Origin of the sequence: Arthrobacter sp. 7Tela_A1, assembly GCF_049311065.1 — a bacterium.
Taxonomy (GTDB): domain Bacteria; phylum Actinomycetota; class Actinomycetes; order Actinomycetales; family Micrococcaceae; genus Arthrobacter_B.
This window is the reverse complement of sequence record NZ_JAXIOO010000004.1, coordinates 33,609-52,310: the sequence shown is the minus strand read 5'-3', so window position 1 is coordinate 52,310 and position 18,702 is coordinate 33,609. Positions and strand designations below refer to the sequence as shown.

Genomic DNA, 18,702 nt, shown 5'->3' with positions numbered 1-18,702 from the left:
GCCACCGTCAATGGGTCCGTTCCGGGCAGGGCAGCGCGTCTAGTTGCGCACAGCGTGGGCGGAGAACTCCTCCGCGGCCTGCGCGTATCCCTGCACTGTCAACATGGCTGTGCGCTGCCAGCCGAAGGAACGCGCGTGGACGGCGGCGGACCGCCCCAGATCGGACCGCCAGGAAGCGTGATCGTACAGCGCTTCAAGTTCGGCCGCCCAGCGGGCCGGATCGTGTCCCTGGACCAGCACGCCGGTGCGGCCCGAGCTGACCGCCTTCGGCAATCCGCCGACGTCGGCCGCAATGACCGGTGTTCCGCAGGCTTGCGCTTCCAGAGCCACCAGTCCGAAGGACTCGCTGTAGGAGGGCACGGCCACGAGGTCGGCTGAGCGGAACCAACCGGCCAGTCCCCCGGCGGCTACGGGGGGATGAAGGTGGACAATTCCCTGCAGGCCGGCGGAACGCACCGCCTCCTCCAGGTCCAGGACCTCGGAACCGCTTGGCGCACCCAGGATGCTGACGCGCAGCGGAATATCCGGCCGGGAGGCACGCAGACGAGCCGCGGCCTCGACCAGGACCTGGGGTCCCTTCATCCGCTGGATACGGCCGGCAAAGACAACATGGAACTCGTCGCGGCGGACCCCATGCAGCGGCTTGGCCAAGGCACGTCCCGCGGGGGAAAAAACGTCAAGGTCCACACCGGGTGCCACCACGTCGATGGCGGACTGGCTGGCGCCATACCAGCTCACCAGCTCCTGTGATTCGGTCGTGGTATTGGCTATCAGCCGAGCAGCGGAGTCGACTATGTCCTGTTCACCCTGGATGCGCACGTCCGGTTCGGGGCGGTCCCCCGGCTGGAGCTGGAGATTCTTGACCCGTGCCATGGTGTGCATGGTGTGGACCAGCGGCGTCTCGAGCTCCCGGGAAAGGTTGAGTCCCACAACGCCCGAAACCCAGTAGTGAGAGTGCAGGACACCGTACCTGCCTCGGTGCGGCAACCTGCGGGCCGCATCCCTGATGCCTGCGCTGAGTTCCTCGACGAAGCCGGGAAGCAGTTCCTTGGCCACCTGCCGGCGTGGTCCTGCAGGAATATGCCGGACCACGGCTCCGGGGGCGATCTCCACGGCGGGCGGCTGGTCCGGCGAACTGGCACGCGTGAAGATATCCACTTCAACGCCCATTTTCGCCATTTGGAGGGCAACAGAACGAACGTAGACGTTCATGCCGCCGGCGTCGCCGGAGCCAGGCTGTTCGAGTGGCGAGGTATGCAGCGAGAGCATGGCCACCCGGTTGACCTGGGGCACAGCACTCCCTTCCTCACTGGCCTGTGTTCCTACCTATCGACCATACAACGCCGGAAGGTCCCGCTTTGATTCCTGACCCCGGATCCAAGTGGATCCCGGGGTCAGGGTGTGCAGGCTCTCACGGGCCCAGCCGTCCCTTGGCGCGGCTTGCGGAGGCGTACAGGTTCAGCAGGTCAAGCTGCCGTTCCTCAGCCGCCTCAACCGCGTGTGTACTCCGGACGAGGCTGCCGCGAAGGGTGCGGACCAGCCGCGCCAGCCCCGGCAGCCTGAACATGCGGGACCGGCTTCTGCGTGGATGGCTGGAGGGTCCTGCGCTGGCCGCGGCGCCCCCAAGGCGGAGGGGTTTCGCGGATGATGGACATAAGGATTGCCGATATTCATCCTCGTGCAATCCCAAAAAGGGCAGGTTTAAATTAGGCATGGTGATTTCTCCGAAAAATGGGCGCATTTAAGGCGCAGCAAATTAAACACTAAAGAAGCGTGGTTAAGGGTCCGGAGTCATTGATCTATTCCTGCCGCATATTCCGCGTGCTGATTTATGGCCGCATCGGGTGCGGACAGGCAGCGGAGGTGCCGGAAGCCAGGAGTTGTGCGAATGACGCCGATAGGTCCGGGCGGGAACCGGTGTGCCGTGCGGACCGGGGCTCCCGGTCCGAGCGGGGGAAGTTACGGAGTAGTCCGCATCCCGTGCAGCCGGCCGGGCTTAAAGCCTGCCGCCGGTGCGGCTTCACCCCGCCCAGTACGGATGCTCAGGCCCGGGGTGCCCGCGGCGAACAGAGTCCGCCAGGCGATGCCCGCGAAGTCGTTATCCATAATCCACCCCTTTTCCGTGCCTGTCCGTGCAGATCATGTCTGCCGGAATCCGATCCGTTCATGCGCCAACGCGACCTCACAATGAGATCAAAGCGAGATAAAACTCGGCGGTGCGCTGGAAAAAATATAACCCGCAGCCGGCAGGCTGCCAAGTCCTAATGCAAAAATGTTTTAAAACTTTTTCAGATATTCCATCTGAGGATCGCCGGAGTGTGCTTATCCCAGCCCAGCACGCATACCGCCGCCGTGGCCAGGGCGAGGTGCCGTCCCTTGTCCGGTGGCAGGCCCAGCCAGCGTGCGGCCAGCACACGCAGGAAGTGCCCGTGGGCCACCAGCAGCGCCTGTTCAATGGGGACCGCCCCCGGGTCCCTGTCCATCTCGGTGCCGCAGCCGGCCTGCACCGCGGAAATGATGCGGTCCGCCCTGGCAGCAACGTCCGCGAGGGTCTCACCGCCGGGGACGCCGTCGTTCCAGATGATGTAGCCGGGATTCTCCGCCCTCACCTGGGTGCTCCGGCGGCCTTCATTTTCGCCGTAATCCCACTCATGCGCGTGCGGGAGCACTTCGGCGTCCGGGTAGCCCACGAGTTCGGCTGTACGGCGGGCACGGACCAGCGGAGACGTGAACACCCTGTCGAAGTTCATGTGTCCGAGCTTCTCCCGGGCCGCGGCGGCCTGTGCCTCCCCGGCTGCCGTCAGCGGGATGTCGGTGAGTCCCGTGTAATTGCCGTCCCTGGACCATTCGGTCTCCCCGTGCCTGACCAGCCAGAGGGTGGGCAGTGCCGTCCCGGAAGGGGTGAGGTCCGGTGCTACCGGCCAGAGGTTCTCTGCAGTCATCGGGAGTCCTTTTCGTCCTTAGTCTTCCGCCGCGGGCTGGCTGCTCTCCGGCTGATCCTGCCACCATGCCCGCAGTTTCGCCTCAGCTTCCTGCGGATCCGCCGGACCGTTTTCCATCCGTTCCTCCAGCAGGAAGCGGTAAGCCCGGCCCACCACCGGGCCCGGCCCGATTCCCAGCAACGCCATGATCTGGCTGCCGTCAAGGTCCGGGCGGATGGCGGCAAGCTCTTCCTGCTCGGCCAGCTTTGCGATCCGGTGTTCGAGGTCATCGTAAGCGAACGCCAAGCGCTCGGCCTTGCGCCTGTTGCGGGTCGTCACGTCGGAGCGCGTGAGGCGGTGCAGCCGTGGCAGGAGGGGACCGGCGTCGTTCACGTAACGGCGCACGGCGGAATCGCTCCAGCCTGCGTCGCCGTAACCGTAGAACCTCATGTGCAGCTCCACCAGGCGTGACACGGCCTTGATGGTGTCGTTGTCAAAGCGCAGGGCCTTCATTCGCTTGGCCGCCAGCTTGGCGCCGACGACGTCGTGGTGCAGGAAGCTCACGGCTCCCGTGGATTCGAAGCGCCGCGTGGCCGGCTTGCCGACGTCGTGCATCAGTGCAGCGAAGCGGAGCACAAAGTCGGGACCGGGCACCGGACCGTCCACTCCTGTTTCCTGGTCGCAGGCCTGGCGCAGCACGGTCAGGGAGTGCTGGTACACGTCCTTGTGGCGGTGGTGCTCGTCGATCTCCAGTTTCAGCGCCGAGACCTCGGGGAGCACGTAGTCGGCCAGGCCGCTTTCCACGAGGAGGTCGATTCCGTCCGCGGGAGCTTTGCCGTTGATCAGCTTCACCAGTTCATCGCGGACCCGCTCGGCAGAAATGATGGTGATCCGCTCCGCCATGTCCTTCATGGCCTCGAAAACCTCCGGGGCGAGTGAGACGTTGAGCTGGGAGGCAAAGCGTGCCGCACGCATCATGCGGAGGGGATCATCAGAGAACGACGTCGACGGCGCACCGGGCGTGCGCACCTGTCCGGCATGCAGGTCACGGACTCCGCCAAACGGATCCACGAGCTCCATCTGCGGAAGCCGCAGGGCCATGGCGTTCATGGTGAAGTCCCGGCGGAACAAGTCGTCCTCGAGCCGTTCCCCGAACGCAACGGCCGGCTTGCGGGAATCCGGGTCGTAGGCGTCGGCACGGTAGGTCGTTATTTCGATCTGGAAGCCGTCCTTGCGCATCCCGATCGTTCCGAACTCGCGTCCGATTTCCCAGTACGTATCGCACCACCCGCGCACGACCTTGATGATGTCGTCCGGGCGGGCGTTGGTCGTGAAATCCAGGTCAGGAGAGACGCGGCCAAGGAAGAGGTCGCGGACGGGCCCGCCCACCAGGGACAGCTCAAACCCGGCAGCTTCGAAGAGGGCTCCGAGCCGGGGAATGACATCGGGCAGGGGTGTATCGGGAAACGAGCTGTCGGATAGGTGCGCCATAGTGCTTTAAGCGTGCCAGATAAACCGTCCGGTGCGGACAACAGCGGCTGCAGGGGACCCGGACACGCCGGGGTTGGCGCGGCGGCGCGGGGGCGGGCCCCAAACAGTCATCATCGCTTCGTAAAGATAGTTAGAGTGGGGGTATGGCCCATCCCGTCCCGAGTGCGCCCAAGCGGACCCCATTGACTGCGTCAATGGGAAGTTCCGGCGCGCACCCGGCCCACGCGGCCCTTCCCACGGTGGAAGAAGTCTCTGCCGGCGGCATTGTGGTGGATTCCACGGACCCCCAGCTGCCGGTTGCCATCATTGCCCGCCTCAACCGCGGCGGACGGCTCGAATGGTGCCTGCCCAAGGGACATCCCGAGGATGATGAAGATAACCAGCAGGCCGCCATCCGCGAGATCGCGGAGGAAACCGGGATCGACGGCCGGATCCTCACTGCACTGGGAAGCATCGACTACTGGTTCACGGTCAGCGGCCACCGGGTCCACAAGACGGTCCACCACTACCTGCTGGAAGCAGTGGGCGGGGAACTGACGATCGAAAACGATCCGGACCATGAGGCGGTCGACGTCGCCTGGGTCCCCCTGAGCATGCTGGGACGGCGGCTCTCCTTTCCCAATGAGCGGCGCATCGCGGACCTCGCCCGGGAAATTCTTCCCAAGCATCTCTAAGTGCGGTCCGCGGCCCTGCGTTGAGCCAACGCTGCCTGAAGGTGAGAGCATAAGGACATAATGGCCGCACAGATTACCGCTCCCAGTACTGCCCGTTCGAGCGCCGTGATGGCTGCGGGAACCATGGTCTCCCGTGTACTCGGGCTGGTCCGCACCTCCCTGCTTGCCGTAGCGATCGGCAGCACTGCCGGTGTCACCGACCTCTTCGGCGTCGCCAACGTCCTGCCCAACTTCATCTACCTGCTGGTCGCCGGCGGCGTGTTCAACGCCGTGCTCGTCCCGCAGATCATCAAGGCGAGCAAACGCGAAGACCGGGGCACCGAATACGTCTCACGGATCATGACCCTGAGCCTCACTCTCCTTGCCGCCATTGCCCTGGTCGCCACCCTCGCGGCGCCGGTTGTGGTCAACCTCGGCACGCGCCTGAGCGGAGCTGAACTGGCCCTCGCCACCAATTTCGCGTACTGGCTCCTGCCGCAGATTTTCTTCTACGGTGCCTACGCGGTGATCGGCCAGATACTGAACGCCAACGGGCGCTTTGGCGCCTACATGTGGGCGCCGGTCGTCAATAACCTCGTAGCCATCGGCGGGCTTGTCCTCTTCATCGCCCTCCTGGGCCGGGAAACCACCGAACAGTTCGCCCCGGACAACTGGACGCCTACGGCCACACTGATTCTGGCTGGAAGCACCACGCTCGGCGTTGTCCTGCAGGCACTGGTGCTGCTGTTCCCGCTGAAGAAGCTCGGGCTGGGGCTCCGGCCTTCCTTCGGCCTGCGCGGAGTGGGCCTGGGTGATACCGCCCGGGTGGCTAAATGGACCATCATCACCATGCTGGTCGGCAACGGCGCATACCTCGTCTACACAAACGTCGCCACCATCGCCACCGACGCGCGGCCGGCGTTCCTGGCAATGGATCCTCCGCAGCAGATCGCCGGGCAGGTGAACCTCGAGACCGCGGCAATGCTGTACATCATTCCGCACTCCGTCATAGCGCTGTCCCTGGCCACAGTCCTGTTCAACCGGATGTCCCACTCGTTCGCGGAGAAGAACCTCGACGGCGTGCGGGAGACCATTTCCCGGGGCCTGCGGGTCATCGGCGTGGCCACCGTCTTCTGCTCCGCGGTGATGGTGGTCCTGGCAGGCCCGATCGGCATGTGGTTCGGAGGCGGATCCAATGCCTCGGCAGCGATCCAGGGGCAGGTGCTCGTCCTCCTCGCCGTGAGCGCACCCTTCCTGAGCGCAACGTTCCTGATGAACCGGGCCTTCTACGCCAGTGAAGACGCCAAGACACCAATGATCATGCAGATCATCCTCGCTGCGCTGGGCATCGGCCTGGCCTTGGCAGCCGCCGCCCTGCCGGCGGACCGGATTGTCTTTGGCCTCGCCGTGGCCTACTCGATCGGGAACGTTTGTGCCGTGGTGCTCAGCCACCTTTTCCTCAAGCGGAAGCTGGGCTATTACGGCGCGGACCGGGTGTTCGATGTCCACGTCCGGCTTACTGTGGCTGCCCTCGCCGCGGCCGCAGCCGGGGCAGCCGCCCTGGCAGTCATGGGCGGCTACAGTGCGGACGGCTTTGCCTGGCAGTCCCTCATCAGTGCCACCGTTGTGCTGGCCGTCTGCGGCGTGCTGATGGCCGCGGTGTACCTCGGGATGCTCCGGGTACTCAAAGTGCGCGAACTGGAAGAGTTGCTGAAACCGGTCCTGGCGAAGTTCGTGCGCCGGGCCTAAGACGACCAACTCCGGCTTTGCTGCCTGCCGCGGGTAGCATGGGTACAAAGTGGGGAGTACGGGAAGGTCTTGAGGGCCTGCGCGTATTAACCGCACCGGCGGCCTCACCGGCGCCGGAAGCAGCAGCTCTTCGCAGACATAGCCGTTTCCACGGGAGGAACACGTGCCACAGCCGGTAAACGCTGGATCAGTGCTGGGCGGCCGATACAAGGTCACTGCCCAGGTGCTGGCATCGGCAGAGAATGACCTCGTCCTCGACGGCGTGGACCAGGTGCTCAACCGCGCCGTCAGTATCCTTGTTGCTGCGCCGCAGAACGCCACGCAGGTCAGTGCAAGCGCACGCGAGATCGCTATTGGCGAGCGGCAGTCCACGGTGCAGATCCTGGATCTGGGCGTCAGCGACGGACGCACCTACCTGGTGACCTCCAGCGGCAACGCAGCCGATCTGCTGGACCTGGTCATCGAACGGGACGCCCCGTACGTAGAACCGTTCTTCACCGACACGCTTGGCTCGGAGATTTTCGGCGTCGCGCGCTCACGGGAACCTGAGACGGTCGAAGAGGACCGCTACGTCGAGGACCGTCCGGACCGCAAGCCGCTCCTCTCCGGGTTGTCCAAGCCGCATCTGCCGCGCTTCGGCCGCGGCGCGGGCGCCGCTGCAGGCGGGGCCGCCGCAGGGGCATCGGCCGCAGCCGCACGGGACCTGGAGTACGGCGGTGCGCAGGAAGCGCCTGCTGAAGCAGCCACGGGTGCCGCTTCCATTCCTCCTCCGCCGCGCCATAGCCCGCAGGGCTCAGCCCAGACCACGCCCACCCGGACGGTTCGGGCCGACGAACCCAAAGCCAGCCGCTGGGACAACGAAGACGACTTCCCGGCCGAAGGCTACGCTGCCGCCGGCCAGGACACCCGTCAGGCCTCCAGCTTCCCCCGTACTGCGCTGGACACGGACTATGACTCCGGAGACTATGACGATGACGGGCGGGACGAGGACAACGACGCCGGCAACGGCCGCAAATTCGGCCGCCTGCTGGTAGGCGCCATCCTGAGCCTGATCCTGATCGTCGCGGTGGTCCTCTCCTTCACCAGCTTGGGCAAGGTCGGCGACTTCTTCGCCGCCAACCCTGAACCGACCCCCACAGCCGAGGCTCCCAGCACCACGGAAGGTGCACCGGCCGAAACAGGAACAGCACTGCCGGCCCCTGCCACGGCAGGCGTGACCCGGCTGGTTCCGGGCAACCAGGAGCTGGACTCGGTGAACGACGCCGCCCTCCCGCAGATCGTCGACGGCAATGGGGCCAGCTACTGGTCCAGCTACGTCTACGCGTCCGACACCTTTGGCGGCCTCGCCCCCAGCCTGGCCCTCGTCGTCGAGCTCGAAGAAGAATCGGCCATCACCAAGGTCGACATCACACAGCTCAATGGCAGCGGCGGCAACTTCTCCGTGATGCTGAACGATTCGCCGTCCCTGGACGGCGCGCAGACGGTCGCACAGAGCGGCTTCACCGGCCCGAAGACATCGATTACGGTCCCCAAGGTGGACGGCGAACCGGCGTCGGCGAGCTACGTCATCATCAACTTCACCCAGCTGCCGCGGCTCAGCGGGGTACAGGCCGAGTACCCCTGGGGCCTGCGGATTGCGGAAATCGCAGTGTCCTGACCTGCCGCATTTCAGCCGCCGGGAACCGCCCCGGCGGCTGACCATGTGACGCAGGGGCCATTCGGAATAAGCTGTTGCCTGACAGTGTTGTGACGGGTGGCTAGAGATACCCCGGGCGTTCCCACCAACCGGAAGACGCCCGTTCTCCACCGAGACTTCAAGGAAAGAGGTTCACAGCACGTGAGCACAGAAATTCGCCCTGACACCACAGCTTCCGCTCAGGAAGTCCGTGACGTCATCATTGTTGGTTCCGGCCCCTCCGGCTACACCGCGGCGATCTACACGGCCCGGGCGAACCTCAAGCCGCTGCTGATCGCCAGCTCGGTCACCGCCGGCGGCGAACTGATGAACACCACTGATGTGGAGAACTTCCCCGGCTTCCCTGAAGGGATCATGGGCCCTGACCTTATGATGAGCCTCGAGAAGCAGGCCAGCCGGTTCGGTACCGAAATCCTCTTCGAAGACGTCACCAGCGTGGACCTCTCGGGCGATGTCAAGAAGGTCACTATCGGAACAGGTGAAACCTTCCTCGCCCGATCCGTGATCATCTCCACCGGCTCTGCCTACCGTGAGCTGGGCCTGGAAGACGAAAAGCGCCTGTCCGGCCGCGGCGTCAGCTGGTGCGCAACCTGCGACGGTTTCTTCTTCAAGGGCCAGGACATTGCCGTCATCGGCGGCGGCGACTCCGCTCTGGAAGAAGCCCTCTTCCTGACCAAGTTTGCGTCCTCCGTGACCCTGGTGCACCGCCGCAACACCCTGCGCGCTTCCAAGATCATGCAGGACCGTGCGCTTGCCAATGAGAAGATCCGCTTTGTCTGGGACTCCGAAGTTGTCGGTATCCACGGCGAAGACAAGGTCACCGGTGCCCGGCTGCGCAACACGCAGGACGGTTCCGAATCGGACCTGGCCGTCACGGGGATCTTCGTGGCCATCGGCAACGACCCGCGCGTCGACCTGGTCCGCGGACAGCTCGAGCTGACTGAAGCCGGAACCATCGCCGTCCAGGGCCGGACATCCAAGACCTCCCTCCCCGGCGTCTTCGCCGCAGGTGACGTCATCGACCCGACCTACCGCCAGGCCATCACCGCTGCCGGCTCGGGCTGCGTAGCCGCACTCGACGTCGAGCACTACCTGGCAGACATGGGCTCGGCAGCTACCGCCGCCACAGTCCCCACTCCGGCATCGGAAACAGTTTCCGAAAACGCTGCCGTCTAGAGATCCACAAGGAGCAAGAACAATGAGCAACGCCAAAGACGTAACAGATTCCTCCTTCGGCACCGACGTACTGACCGCAGACAAGCCGGTAATCGTGGACTTCTGGGCTGAGTGGTGCGGTCCGTGCCGGATGCTCTCCCCCATCCTCGACGACATCGCTGCGCAGTACGCGGACAAGGTCGACGTCGTGAAAGTCAATGTGGACGACAATCCGGCGATCGCCGCCAAGTACGGCATCACATCCATCCCCGCGGTGTACGTCTTCAAGGGCGGTGAGGTAGCTGCCACGTCGATCGGCGCGAAGCCGAAGCAGGTTCTCGAGCAGGAATTCGCGGCGTTCCTGAAGTAGGACTCATGATGCATCCGACGGACGATTGTCTGCGGAGGCTGGACTCCAGCCGGCGCGTGGTGGCGCTTCGCGAAGCGCTGCTGCGCGCCGGCATTTCCATGTCCTACCTGGCGCCTGACGCCGTCAACGACCCGGCCGTCTTCGACGACCATGTCGACGCCGCCGTGCGTGCCTTCCAGCAAAGCCGCGGCCTGATCGTCGACGGCGTCGCAGGGCCGGACACCCAGCGCGCGCTGGCAGAAGCGCAGTTCCGCTTCGGTGACCGCACTCTCGCCTACGTCGAGGGCCAGCCGGCTGTGCGGGGTGACGACGTCGCCGAACTTCAGCGCCACCTCTCCCACCTCGGCTTCTACTACGGCCATATTGACGGCGAATTCGGTGTGCGCACCCGGTACGCAGTGGCCGAGCTCCAAGAGAACCTGGGCATCCCCGGAACGGGGGTGTGCGACGGCGACACGGTGACCGCAATGTCCCGGGTGAACCGTGCCATCTCCCCCAGCCAGGCCTTCGCGCTGCGCGATTACGAGCGTCTGGACCGTTCCACCGCTGCCCTGCGCGGCCGAACCATCACCCTCAACACCGGCCGCTCCCAGGCGCCCTCTCAACACGTCACGGAACGCCTGAGCGGCCAGCCGTTGACGGAACTGCTCGTAGCCTCGGACGTCAGCGAGCGGGTAGAGCGGATCCTGAAGGAGTTCGGCGCCGAGGTAGTGGCGTGGGATCCTGGCGGCACCGATCCGATGAGCAGGCTGCCCAGCCTGAACGTCGACATCCACTGCGACTGGCTGGACCAGCCGGCTGCCTCAGGCATCGCCGCCTACTACTGGGGATTGCCGTCTACCGGCGAGCCCCGCTCCCCCATTGGCCAGCGTGCCGCGATCCTGATGATCAAGGAACTGGCAGCGCGGACGGACATGAACAGCCTCGGCGTGCACGCCCGCACGTGGGACACCCTGAAGCTTCCGGGCATCCCTTCGGTGGGAATCGACCTGGGCTATCTCAGCAACTTCCATGACGCCCACAGGCTTGCTGATCCGGTGTTCCGGCAGACTGTGGCTGATTCCATTGTCATCGCGATCCAGCGGCTCTACCTGCTCGAGGAAGAGGATCAGCCCACAGGCACCCTGGTCCTCGACGACGTCAGCCGTTTCAATCCGGCGGACGAGCACAGGCGCGTTTCCGGCCTGTAGACAGCTCGGATGCCGTGCAGGCCGGAACGCGGTCTGCACGGCATTACTTTTTCCAGTGTGGAAACTATGTCGTATCGATTCCGCCCACGGGATCCGGTCTCCTGGTTGTCTTGGTAATTGGCCTCACCCGAATGGTGTTGATTTGTGCAGCGGGAACCGTGGCGAGTTACGCCGTCGGCTCCGTAATCCATTGCCGGGTCACCCGCCGTTGAAAGCCGACCTCGATCCCCACATACATCCCAAGGCACGGCTGCGGCTCTGCGCCATGCTGGCGGCCGGAACAGCGGTGGAGGCTTCCGTCCTCCGAACGACCCTTGGCCTGTCCCCCTCTGCGTTCAGCAAGCAGGTGACAGCGCTGGTGGACGCCGGTTATGTGAGCCAGGAGCGCGGAACCCTGGATTCCAGAAAGACGTGGCTCAGCCTCACCAAGGACGGTTCCAAGGCCTACCGTGGACATGTGAAGGCACTCGAGAAGATTGTCTCCGGCACGTTCGACCAGGGCTCCCACGAACGCTAGGGGACGTGCTGCGTTGGCTCTCCACCCGGACTATTTGCTAATGGCCGCAGTCTCGCGAAGTGTAACCCGCGGCTTGTACTTGGGGGGCCACTTCCAGCTAAGGAGAGCTCCGTGGGCAAGGTAGTCATGTACAGCTCAGTGTCGCTGGACGGATACATCGCAGACCTGCAAGACCAGCCAGGTCCGCTCTTCGAGTGGCTGACCGGCGGTGATGTGCCCCTGGATACAAGCGGGGAGCTGAACGTGTCCCAAGCTTCCTTCGAGTACACCCGGCGCTATTGGGACCAGATCGGGGTGACGGTCGTCGGACGCCACGTCTTCGACCTGACCGATGGCTGGGACGGAACCCCTCCGTCCGGGGTGGAGCATATGGTTGTAGTCACTCATCGGCCTCCTCCCGGCGACTGGCGCCCAGAGGGATCCTTCCACTTTGTCGAGGGCATCGAGGCCGCTGTTGCTGCAGCGCAGGACCTCGCGGGCAGCCGGATCGTTGAAGTCGCAGCGGGCGACGTGGGAGGGCAGGCGTTCGCCGCCGGGTTGGTGGATGAGGTGCGTATGGACGTTGCACCCGTCGTCTTTGGATCGGGGAAGCGCTACTTCGGCAGCGTGGATGCCCAGCGTGCGTTGGGCGAGCCTGATGTGCTGGTCGGCAGCCAGGTTGTGCACCTGCGATATCCCGTTCTCCGCTGACCGGAACCTACTTCTTGTTTTGCTCGAATCACTCGACTCCGGCCCGCGGCATACTCGGCTGAAATAGGGTAACTACGTGTCTTCGCCATCTCCACTCGGATTGACTCCCAGGAGAGTTGAGGCGCCAACCGAGCATTGGTCAGTATGCAGAGAACCCGCGGACCGGGCCCGTAGCTGATACTCTTCCCAGGGCCGTTGTGTAGTTGTGGGACGAAAGAGTATGGAGTGCTCTTTCAGCGAAAGTGTGCTCTTGGGAGAACCCTCAGGGCAGGGAGCGCGTCGATATGGTGCCGCCGCGTTCTGGACAATGAATCGTGCTGTTTCACGTGAAACTAGGCCGGCAGGGCAGCTGGCCGGATCGGCCGCTGAGGCCGCTCAGGGCAGTTCGAGTCCTGGTGGCTTTCGAGATCTTCCCACTGTCCTTTTGTTCCCGTTCTTGTCCGCGTCCGCGTCCGCGTCCGCGTCCGCGTCCGCGTTCGCGTTCGCGTTCCCGTTCCCGTTCCCGTTCCCGTTCCCGTTCCCGTTCCCGTTCCCGTTCCCGAATGATTGTCCGCGCCTATCGCCAGCAGAATCCGAAGATGATCCTCGAGACAGAGGACAGCATCTGTTGCGCCGATACTCTCGGTCCTCGTGGAGTCGGAGCCGGCGGGAGCCCCGAGCCTCGGTTCACCAGATGACTCGACTGGTTGGCTAGATAACCGGACATGAAACATCAGATCGACAGCGCGGAGATCGGATGGCACCTGCACGACGCATGCCGGCATGCACCCGAGCAGCCCTTTTACTGTTTCACGTGAAACAGGCTGTACCTCGGTAAGCGAGGGGCGCGGATCTGGAATCCGTCAGTGTTCGTGTCCGCGCTCCAAAGCCATGGTGCCCACTCATCCCCCTGCGGCATTTATCGTTGGATTGATCTCGGCCGCAAGTAGCCGCAGGCACGGCACTGCCACAAGTTGAGAGACCAGGGCCTTCGCGCTCCCTCGAGTGGCTCCGCAGGACAGCAGAAACACGTTCGCCCTTGGAGCAGGCGGGGTCCCTGCTTGATGGCATCATTCGAAGAACTCGACCGCTGAACATCGCCCGTACTAAGGAAACGCATGCGTAGGCAACGACGGGACCGCCACATGTCGTTGTTATCCTGTTTGCCCACGGGGTAGCTGTTTTCGGCCGCACGCGGGTGGAACTCTAAGCATTGGAATCGGAAGAGCCAGAAGCGGAGTTCCACGTGAAACAGGACAGGACTCGATCCGAGCTGCATAACTAGTCGCCAAACAGGCCGACCGATAGGGTCCCCCTGCGGCTCTGGCCTGCATGACATGCCAAACAAAGCAGACTTTCCTCCGCGCAAATACTTCCTTACTCCTGGCGACCTCGGGGAAAATGGGGACCTGCACAGGTCAGGGCCGGAATCAGGTGGGCGGATATTTGTGTTGTGAAACAACTCGAAGCGCCTCGTTCGTCGCTAGATGTCTGAAAAATGATGCTGAAGACGACCTAGTCGTTGAGCGCGTTCAGGTAGGGGGCTGGGCAGTCCCGTGAGGGTCCCCAGATTTCAGCCAGGTAGAACGAAACCCGGAACGGCTCCGGTCTATAGAACCTATGCGCTCAACGCCATCGATTAGAGCGACATCACCGGTATGAACGTCTTGGAGCTGCCCGAAGCAGCGCACGTGCTTGTTTCACGTGAAACCGAACTGCAGTTTGCGGGGTGATGATGAATTGCCCCTTGGCCTACTGACTGTGGCAGGGCTAACGAAGCTCGACATCGTTCGTAGATCATATGATCGCGGCGTAACACCTTGCGCCTAAGCAAGGCGCTTGAGGTGAGTCTCGTAGAGAGTGGCCGGAGACGTAGTCTCTATCCACCACACAAGCGGTTCGGTTTGGCGAATACATTCGCTGTGACCTTAGTTCTGTAGCCGGGCAATTGAGGCACGCCTAGCTGCGGAGGCGGGAGCACGGGATGACCCAAGCCTAGAGTCACTCAAGCAACTCTCCGCCGGCCGCCTATGCCTCTCCTCCGGTCCTTCTTTCAGCCGACACCGCATCTAGGACAACTGGTGCACAAGGAAGTGGGCCCACGGCATTCGTTTCACGTGAAACGAACGAAGGCTGGACTCAGAATTCTACGGCGGACGGTCACGCTGGTGGTCGATAGACGTCGCCCGCAAGGTTCCTACCCCTACCTAACCTCAACACCCGTCGTATCAGCTGCCGCCCTCCAGGGGTGTCCTCGTTCACCAGCACTGGCAGCCGTATACGCAGATCGGACCTCGTTCAGTGGTCGTCGGAGCTACCCCCCCTGGTCCTGAGGACGGCGCTTCCAGAATGGTCACAGAGATGCATTAAGGCAACCGCCCTAGGGTGATATCTCTACCAATTCGTCGAAGGAGCCCGTAGACAGCCTGCCACCATGGCAGCCCGAGACCGAGTGGCGCGCCGGAATATTCTCTATCTGGAAGGTAGTTGGCCGGGTGCACCACGGGGCCTGGCCCTCTGTCGGCCAGTGTTTCACGTGAAACCACCGACAAGGATCCGCGTCCGAGCACTGGGAGTGGGAGTTCGTAGAGGCCACTGCCATCCGTGTGAGATCACATCCCTTTCCGACAGGACGCAGCTCAGCGGAGGGAGTCGGTCAGGACTGTATGCCCACCGACTACCTTTCCGGACGACTAGCAGCGGGTTGCTTACAATGCCGGGCGCCGAAACGAGGACTGAAGCCGCAAGCCGAATGACGTTTCACGTGAAACGGCCACGCCTGATATCAGTCGCTGGCGGATATCGAGCTAAGAAAGACAGGTTTACGCGACCGCTTGCGCCGCACAAGCCGTGCGGAGCGGAATCAGCACTCGTCACTTACACGGCAGCTCCAACGAAAAGCGGTCCCTGTTTCACGTGAAACAGGGACCGTTCTCGGCTCGATCGCTTAGGATGCTTGGCTATCGACGGGGTTGAGGACAGTCATGATGCGGTTCAGGTCATCAACACTCGCGAACTCGATGCTCACTTTGCCCTTGCGGGCACCGAGAGTGATCTTGACGTTGGTGTCCAGGCGGTCAGACAACGAATTAGCCAAGTAATCTAGGCGCTCATGCCGAGCTCCAACCTTGGGCTTGGCTTCCTTCGCGGGCCGGCGGATACCGTCAGACAGCGCCACAACTTCCTCGGTTGCGCGAACTGACATGCCTTCGGCCACGATCTTCTGGGCCAGCTTCTCCATCTCGGCGGGATCGTTCAGACCCAAGAGGGCGCGTGCGTGGCCGGCGGACAGAACGCCCGCAGCAAGACGGCGCTGCACCAGCGGAGGCAGCTTCATCAACCTCAACGTGTTGGAAATCTGCGGACGTGACCGGCCGATGCGTTCAGCAAGCTCTTCATGCGAGCACTCAAAGTCATCCAGAAGCTGCTGGTACGCAGCAGCCTCCTCAAGCGGATTCAGCTGACTGCGGTGCAGGTTTTCCAGAAGCGCGTCGCGCAGCAGGTCCACGTCCTGTGTGGACCGGACAATGGCAGGCACCCTGTCCAGACCGGCTTCACGGCTTGCGCGCCAGCGACGCTCACCCATGACCAGTTCATAGGGGTGATCCTCATCCCCCTCAGCGGACGGCCGAACCACAATGGGCTGCAGAACGCCGATCTCACGAATAGAGTGCACCAGCTCAGACATGTCTTCTTCATCGAAGACGCTTCGCGGCTGCTTTCGGTTCGGGTGAATGGAATCGATCGGCAGTTCGGCGAAACGCGCACCCGGTACCTCCAGCAGCGTTTCACGTGAAACACCGCTCTCGGGGTCCGCCGGAGCTTGCCCCTTATCGGCAACAGCTGCTTCCGCTGCCCCTTCCGCAGCCTTTACGGGCTCCTCAGGCCCCCTGCGTGCAGCGGCCTTTTTGCGGGCCGCACTGGGCTTCCTAGGCGTCTCTACAGCGGCTTCTGCAGGCTTTTCGGCACCAACCTCTGGGAGGACAGCAGGCTTGTCCCGTGTAGGGGCAGCTGCGCCGGCGTTTGCCGTGGAGGCCGCCTTCCGGGTCGCTGCCGAACGGGTTGCCGGCTTCTTCTTGGAAGGGGCGCGCAGAGCTTCCTTGTTGATGCCGGCACCACGGCGGACTCCGCCCGTGCGGCCTGGTGCAACCTCATCGCTTGCAGCGGCAAAGAACAGATCGACCGGCCGACCGGCCCTGGTTGACTGGGAGGTTTCAGTTGTCTCCGAAGACTCGGGAGTACTGGGAATCAATGCTCCCAGACCCCGGCCCAAACCACGACGCTTTTCGGTCATGGGTAAGTCCTTCCCTTATGCACACAGCAAGCGGCATGGATTGATTGTGAGAGTATTCTACGGTTCACCGTCGGGTTCACCCGGTATCCCAAGGGGAGTGTCTAGACGGATCGCTGGGCGATCTCGGCAGCTGCTTCAAGATAAGAAAGGGCACCTGTCGACGACGGATCGTACGTCATAACGGTCTGCTGGTAGCTCGGTGCTTCAGAAATCCTCACCGAGCGGGGCACAACTGCTGACAGGACCTGCTGCGGGAAGTGTTCGCGGACCTCAGCTGCCACCTGTGCGGCCAGGTTGGTCCGGCCGTCATACATGGTGAGCAGGATCGTAGAAACAACTAGATCAGCGTTCAGGTGCTTCTGGATCATCTCGATGTTCTTCAGGAGCTGGCTCAAGCCCTCCAAAGCGTAGTACTCACACTGAATGGGTATAAGCACTTCCTTGGCCGCAACAAAAGCGTTGACGGTGAGCAGTCCCAGGCTCGGCGGGCAGTCAATGAAGATGTAGTCCAGCCGCTCTTCGCCGGCATTCTTGCGTTCCTTGGCGTAGACGTCGATGGCACGCCGCAGCCTTTGCTCACGCGCTACGAGGGAGACCAACTCGATTTCCGCACCTGCAAGGTGGATTGTGGCGGGAGCGCAGATGAGATTCTGGATGTCCGGGCACTGCGCCACGACCTTACCCAGGGGCAAATCATCGATGAGGACGTCATAGATGCTCTCTACGTCTGCCCTGTGGTCGATTCCGAGTGCGGTGGACGCGTTTCCCTGCGGATCGATATCGATCACCAGGACGTTGAGTCCGGCAGTGGCTAGGGCGGCGGCAAGGTTTACCGTCGTCGTCGTCTTCCCGACACCGCCCTTTTGGTTGCTGACGGTCATAATGCGGGTCTCCGCAGGCCGGGGCAGGACCCTGCCCCGGAGCCTCTCGCGGCGCCGGTTCTCACTGGCAAGTTCGCGGGCCAGTGGTGTGCTCTCGTCCATCAGATCCATAACGTCTACCGACTCTGACGGATAAACCGCCTGGCCGGCTACACCACCTTCGCTGGTCTCGGGAACAGGCACATACGATGCGCCGGCAGACAGTGTTGCAACAGCATGTCCCGTTTCACGTGAAACAGGCAAGTCATGCTTTGGTTCTACAACCTCTTCAGGTTGATTCCTAGAAAAAGGCGATGAGAAGGCAGAACCCAGCGCAGCAAAGGGGGGAATTCGTTTTGCGGCAGAATCGCGCACACTCACCTGGACATGCTCACTTTCACAACATAAGGCATTACTGCCCCTAGCCTATCGGCTGGCCGGTCAAATCACCGGATCGGGCAGGGTGTGTGCAGTACCAGGCAAGGCCTAGACAACAATGCGGACGACGGTCGTGTGCTCTTCAAGCACATCTTCGCCGGCGGTGACCACAGATGTTTCCTTGCCGCCAAGCCGGCGGATCTGCTTGGCAGCCTTTTCAATTTCCTCTGCGGCGCTTCGCCCCTTGATGGCCAGCACTACTCCTGAGCCCTTCAGGAGGGGAATAGTCAGGCCGGCCAGTCCGGTGAGTGCGGAGACGGCCCGGGCCGTGACTACATCCACCTCCACCTTGCCGACTACCTGTTCAGCCCGTCCGCGGATAACCTCCACGTTTTCAAGCCCAAGATCGTCGATGACCTCGTTCAGCCAGGTCACCCTGCGCTCGAGGGGTTCAATCAGGGTCATCGTCAGGTCTGGCCGGGCGATAGCCAGGCACAGGCCGGGCAGCCCGGCTCCCGAGCCAACATCCGCCACCCTGCTGGAATCGGGAATCAGATCAGCGACCACAGCACAATTGAGCACATGCCTGCTCCACAACCGCGGAACTTCACGCGGTCCGAGCAACCCGCGCTCCATGCCGGAGGTAGCCAGATGCTCCACATAGCGCTCTGCCAGCGGGAGGCGGGGTCCGAAAACCTTAACCGCAGCAGTATGCTCGGCGGGCGTAATTTCAACCACGAAAAACAGATCCTAGTCTTA

15 protein-coding genes are annotated in these 18,702 nt (G+C 63.1%); 8 read left to right on the top strand and 7 right to left on the bottom strand.

Going from position 1 to position 18,702, the window contains the following annotated elements; genetic code table 11:
- Positions 1 to 39: 39 nt before the first annotated feature.
- The 4 genes from mshA to TVB01_RS02680 form a co-directional block, all read right to left on the bottom strand.
- On the bottom strand, positions 40 to 1,293 hold the full coding sequence (gene mshA, locus TVB01_RS02695; RefSeq protein WP_422453903.1) for a D-inositol-3-phosphate glycosyltransferase: 1,254 nt from the start codon (positions 1,291 to 1,293) through the stop codon (positions 40 to 42).
- A gap of 118 nt (positions 1,294 to 1,411) precedes the next feature.
- Positions 1,412 to 1,567, bottom strand: a complete 156-nt coding sequence (locus TVB01_RS02690) for a hypothetical protein (RefSeq protein ID WP_422453901.1) — start codon at positions 1,565 to 1,567, stop codon at positions 1,412 to 1,414.
- 721 nt (positions 1,568 to 2,288) lie between these two features.
- On the bottom strand, positions 2,289 to 2,942 hold the full coding sequence (locus TVB01_RS02685; RefSeq protein WP_422453900.1) for a histidine phosphatase family protein: 654 nt from the start codon (positions 2,940 to 2,942) through the stop codon (positions 2,289 to 2,291).
- 18 nt (positions 2,943 to 2,960) lie between these two features.
- Complete coding sequence (locus TVB01_RS02680; protein WP_422453898.1) at positions 2,961 to 4,412, bottom strand: CCA tRNA nucleotidyltransferase; 1,452 nt, start codon at positions 4,410 to 4,412, stop codon at positions 2,961 to 2,963.
- 194 nt (positions 4,413 to 4,606) lie between these two features.
- Between TVB01_RS02680 and TVB01_RS02675 the strand changes: the two genes are divergently transcribed.
- The 8 genes from TVB01_RS02675 (at position 4,607) to TVB01_RS02640 (ending at position 12,432) form a co-directional block, all read left to right on the top strand.
- Positions 4,607 to 5,086 carry an NUDIX hydrolase gene (locus tag TVB01_RS02675; RefSeq protein ID WP_422454040.1) on the top strand — a complete coding sequence of 160 codons (480 nt, stop codon included), beginning with the start codon at positions 4,607 to 4,609 and terminating at the stop codon, positions 5,084 to 5,086.
- A gap of 60 nt (positions 5,087 to 5,146) precedes the next feature.
- Positions 5,147 to 6,814 (top strand): murein biosynthesis integral membrane protein MurJ, encoded by a 1,668-nt coding sequence (gene murJ, locus TVB01_RS02670; protein ID WP_422453897.1) that lies wholly within the window; start codon positions 5,147 to 5,149, stop codon positions 6,812 to 6,814.
- 163 nt (positions 6,815 to 6,977) lie between these two features.
- Complete coding sequence (locus tag TVB01_RS02665) at positions 6,978 to 8,471, top strand: ABC transporter substrate-binding protein (protein ID WP_422453895.1); 1,494 nt, start codon at positions 6,978 to 6,980, stop codon at positions 8,469 to 8,471.
- Positions 8,472 to 8,651: 180 nt separating this feature from the next.
- The gene (gene trxB, locus TVB01_RS02660; RefSeq protein ID WP_422453893.1) at positions 8,652 to 9,686 is read left to right on the top strand and encodes a thioredoxin-disulfide reductase; all 1,035 of its coding nucleotides are present in this window, start codon (positions 8,652 to 8,654) and stop codon (positions 9,684 to 9,686) included.
- 22 nt (positions 9,687 to 9,708) lie between these two features.
- Complete coding sequence (gene trxA / locus TVB01_RS02655; RefSeq protein WP_227896413.1) at positions 9,709 to 10,035, top strand: thioredoxin; 327 nt, start codon at positions 9,709 to 9,711, stop codon at positions 10,033 to 10,035.
- A 5-nt stretch (positions 10,036 to 10,040) separates the two neighbouring features.
- Positions 10,041 to 11,225 carry a peptidoglycan-binding protein gene (locus TVB01_RS02650; protein ID WP_422453890.1) on the top strand — a complete coding sequence of 395 codons (1,185 nt, stop codon included), beginning with the start codon at positions 10,041 to 10,043 and terminating at the stop codon, positions 11,223 to 11,225.
- Between the two features lie 208 nt (positions 11,226 to 11,433).
- Entirely contained in the window at positions 11,434 to 11,742 is a 309-nt protein-coding gene (locus tag TVB01_RS02645) for a transcriptional regulator (protein WP_422453888.1), read from the top strand.
- A 111-nt stretch (positions 11,743 to 11,853) separates the two neighbouring features.
- Positions 11,854 to 12,432 carry a dihydrofolate reductase family protein gene (locus TVB01_RS02640; protein WP_422453887.1) on the top strand — a complete coding sequence of 193 codons (579 nt, stop codon included), beginning with the start codon at positions 11,854 to 11,856 and terminating at the stop codon, positions 12,430 to 12,432.
- Positions 12,433 to 15,358: 2,926 nt separating this feature from the next.
- Here the strand turns inward: TVB01_RS02640 and TVB01_RS02635 are convergent.
- The 3 genes from TVB01_RS02635 to rsmG form a co-directional block, all read right to left on the bottom strand.
- Positions 15,359 to 16,705 (bottom strand): ParB/RepB/Spo0J family partition protein, encoded by a 1,347-nt coding sequence (locus tag TVB01_RS02635; RefSeq protein WP_422453885.1) that lies wholly within the window; start codon positions 16,703 to 16,705, stop codon positions 15,359 to 15,361.
- Between the two features lie 101 nt (positions 16,706 to 16,806).
- Entirely contained in the window at positions 16,807 to 17,790 is a 984-nt protein-coding gene (locus TVB01_RS02630) for a ParA family protein (RefSeq protein ID WP_422454038.1), read from the bottom strand.
- A 261-nt stretch (positions 17,791 to 18,051) separates the two neighbouring features.
- Positions 18,052 to 18,681: a 16S rRNA (guanine(527)-N(7))-methyltransferase RsmG gene (gene rsmG / locus TVB01_RS02625; RefSeq protein ID WP_422453883.1), complete on the bottom strand. Its 630-nt coding sequence runs from the start codon at positions 18,679 to 18,681 to the stop codon at positions 18,052 to 18,054.
- Positions 18,682 to 18,702: the final 21 nt, after the last annotated feature.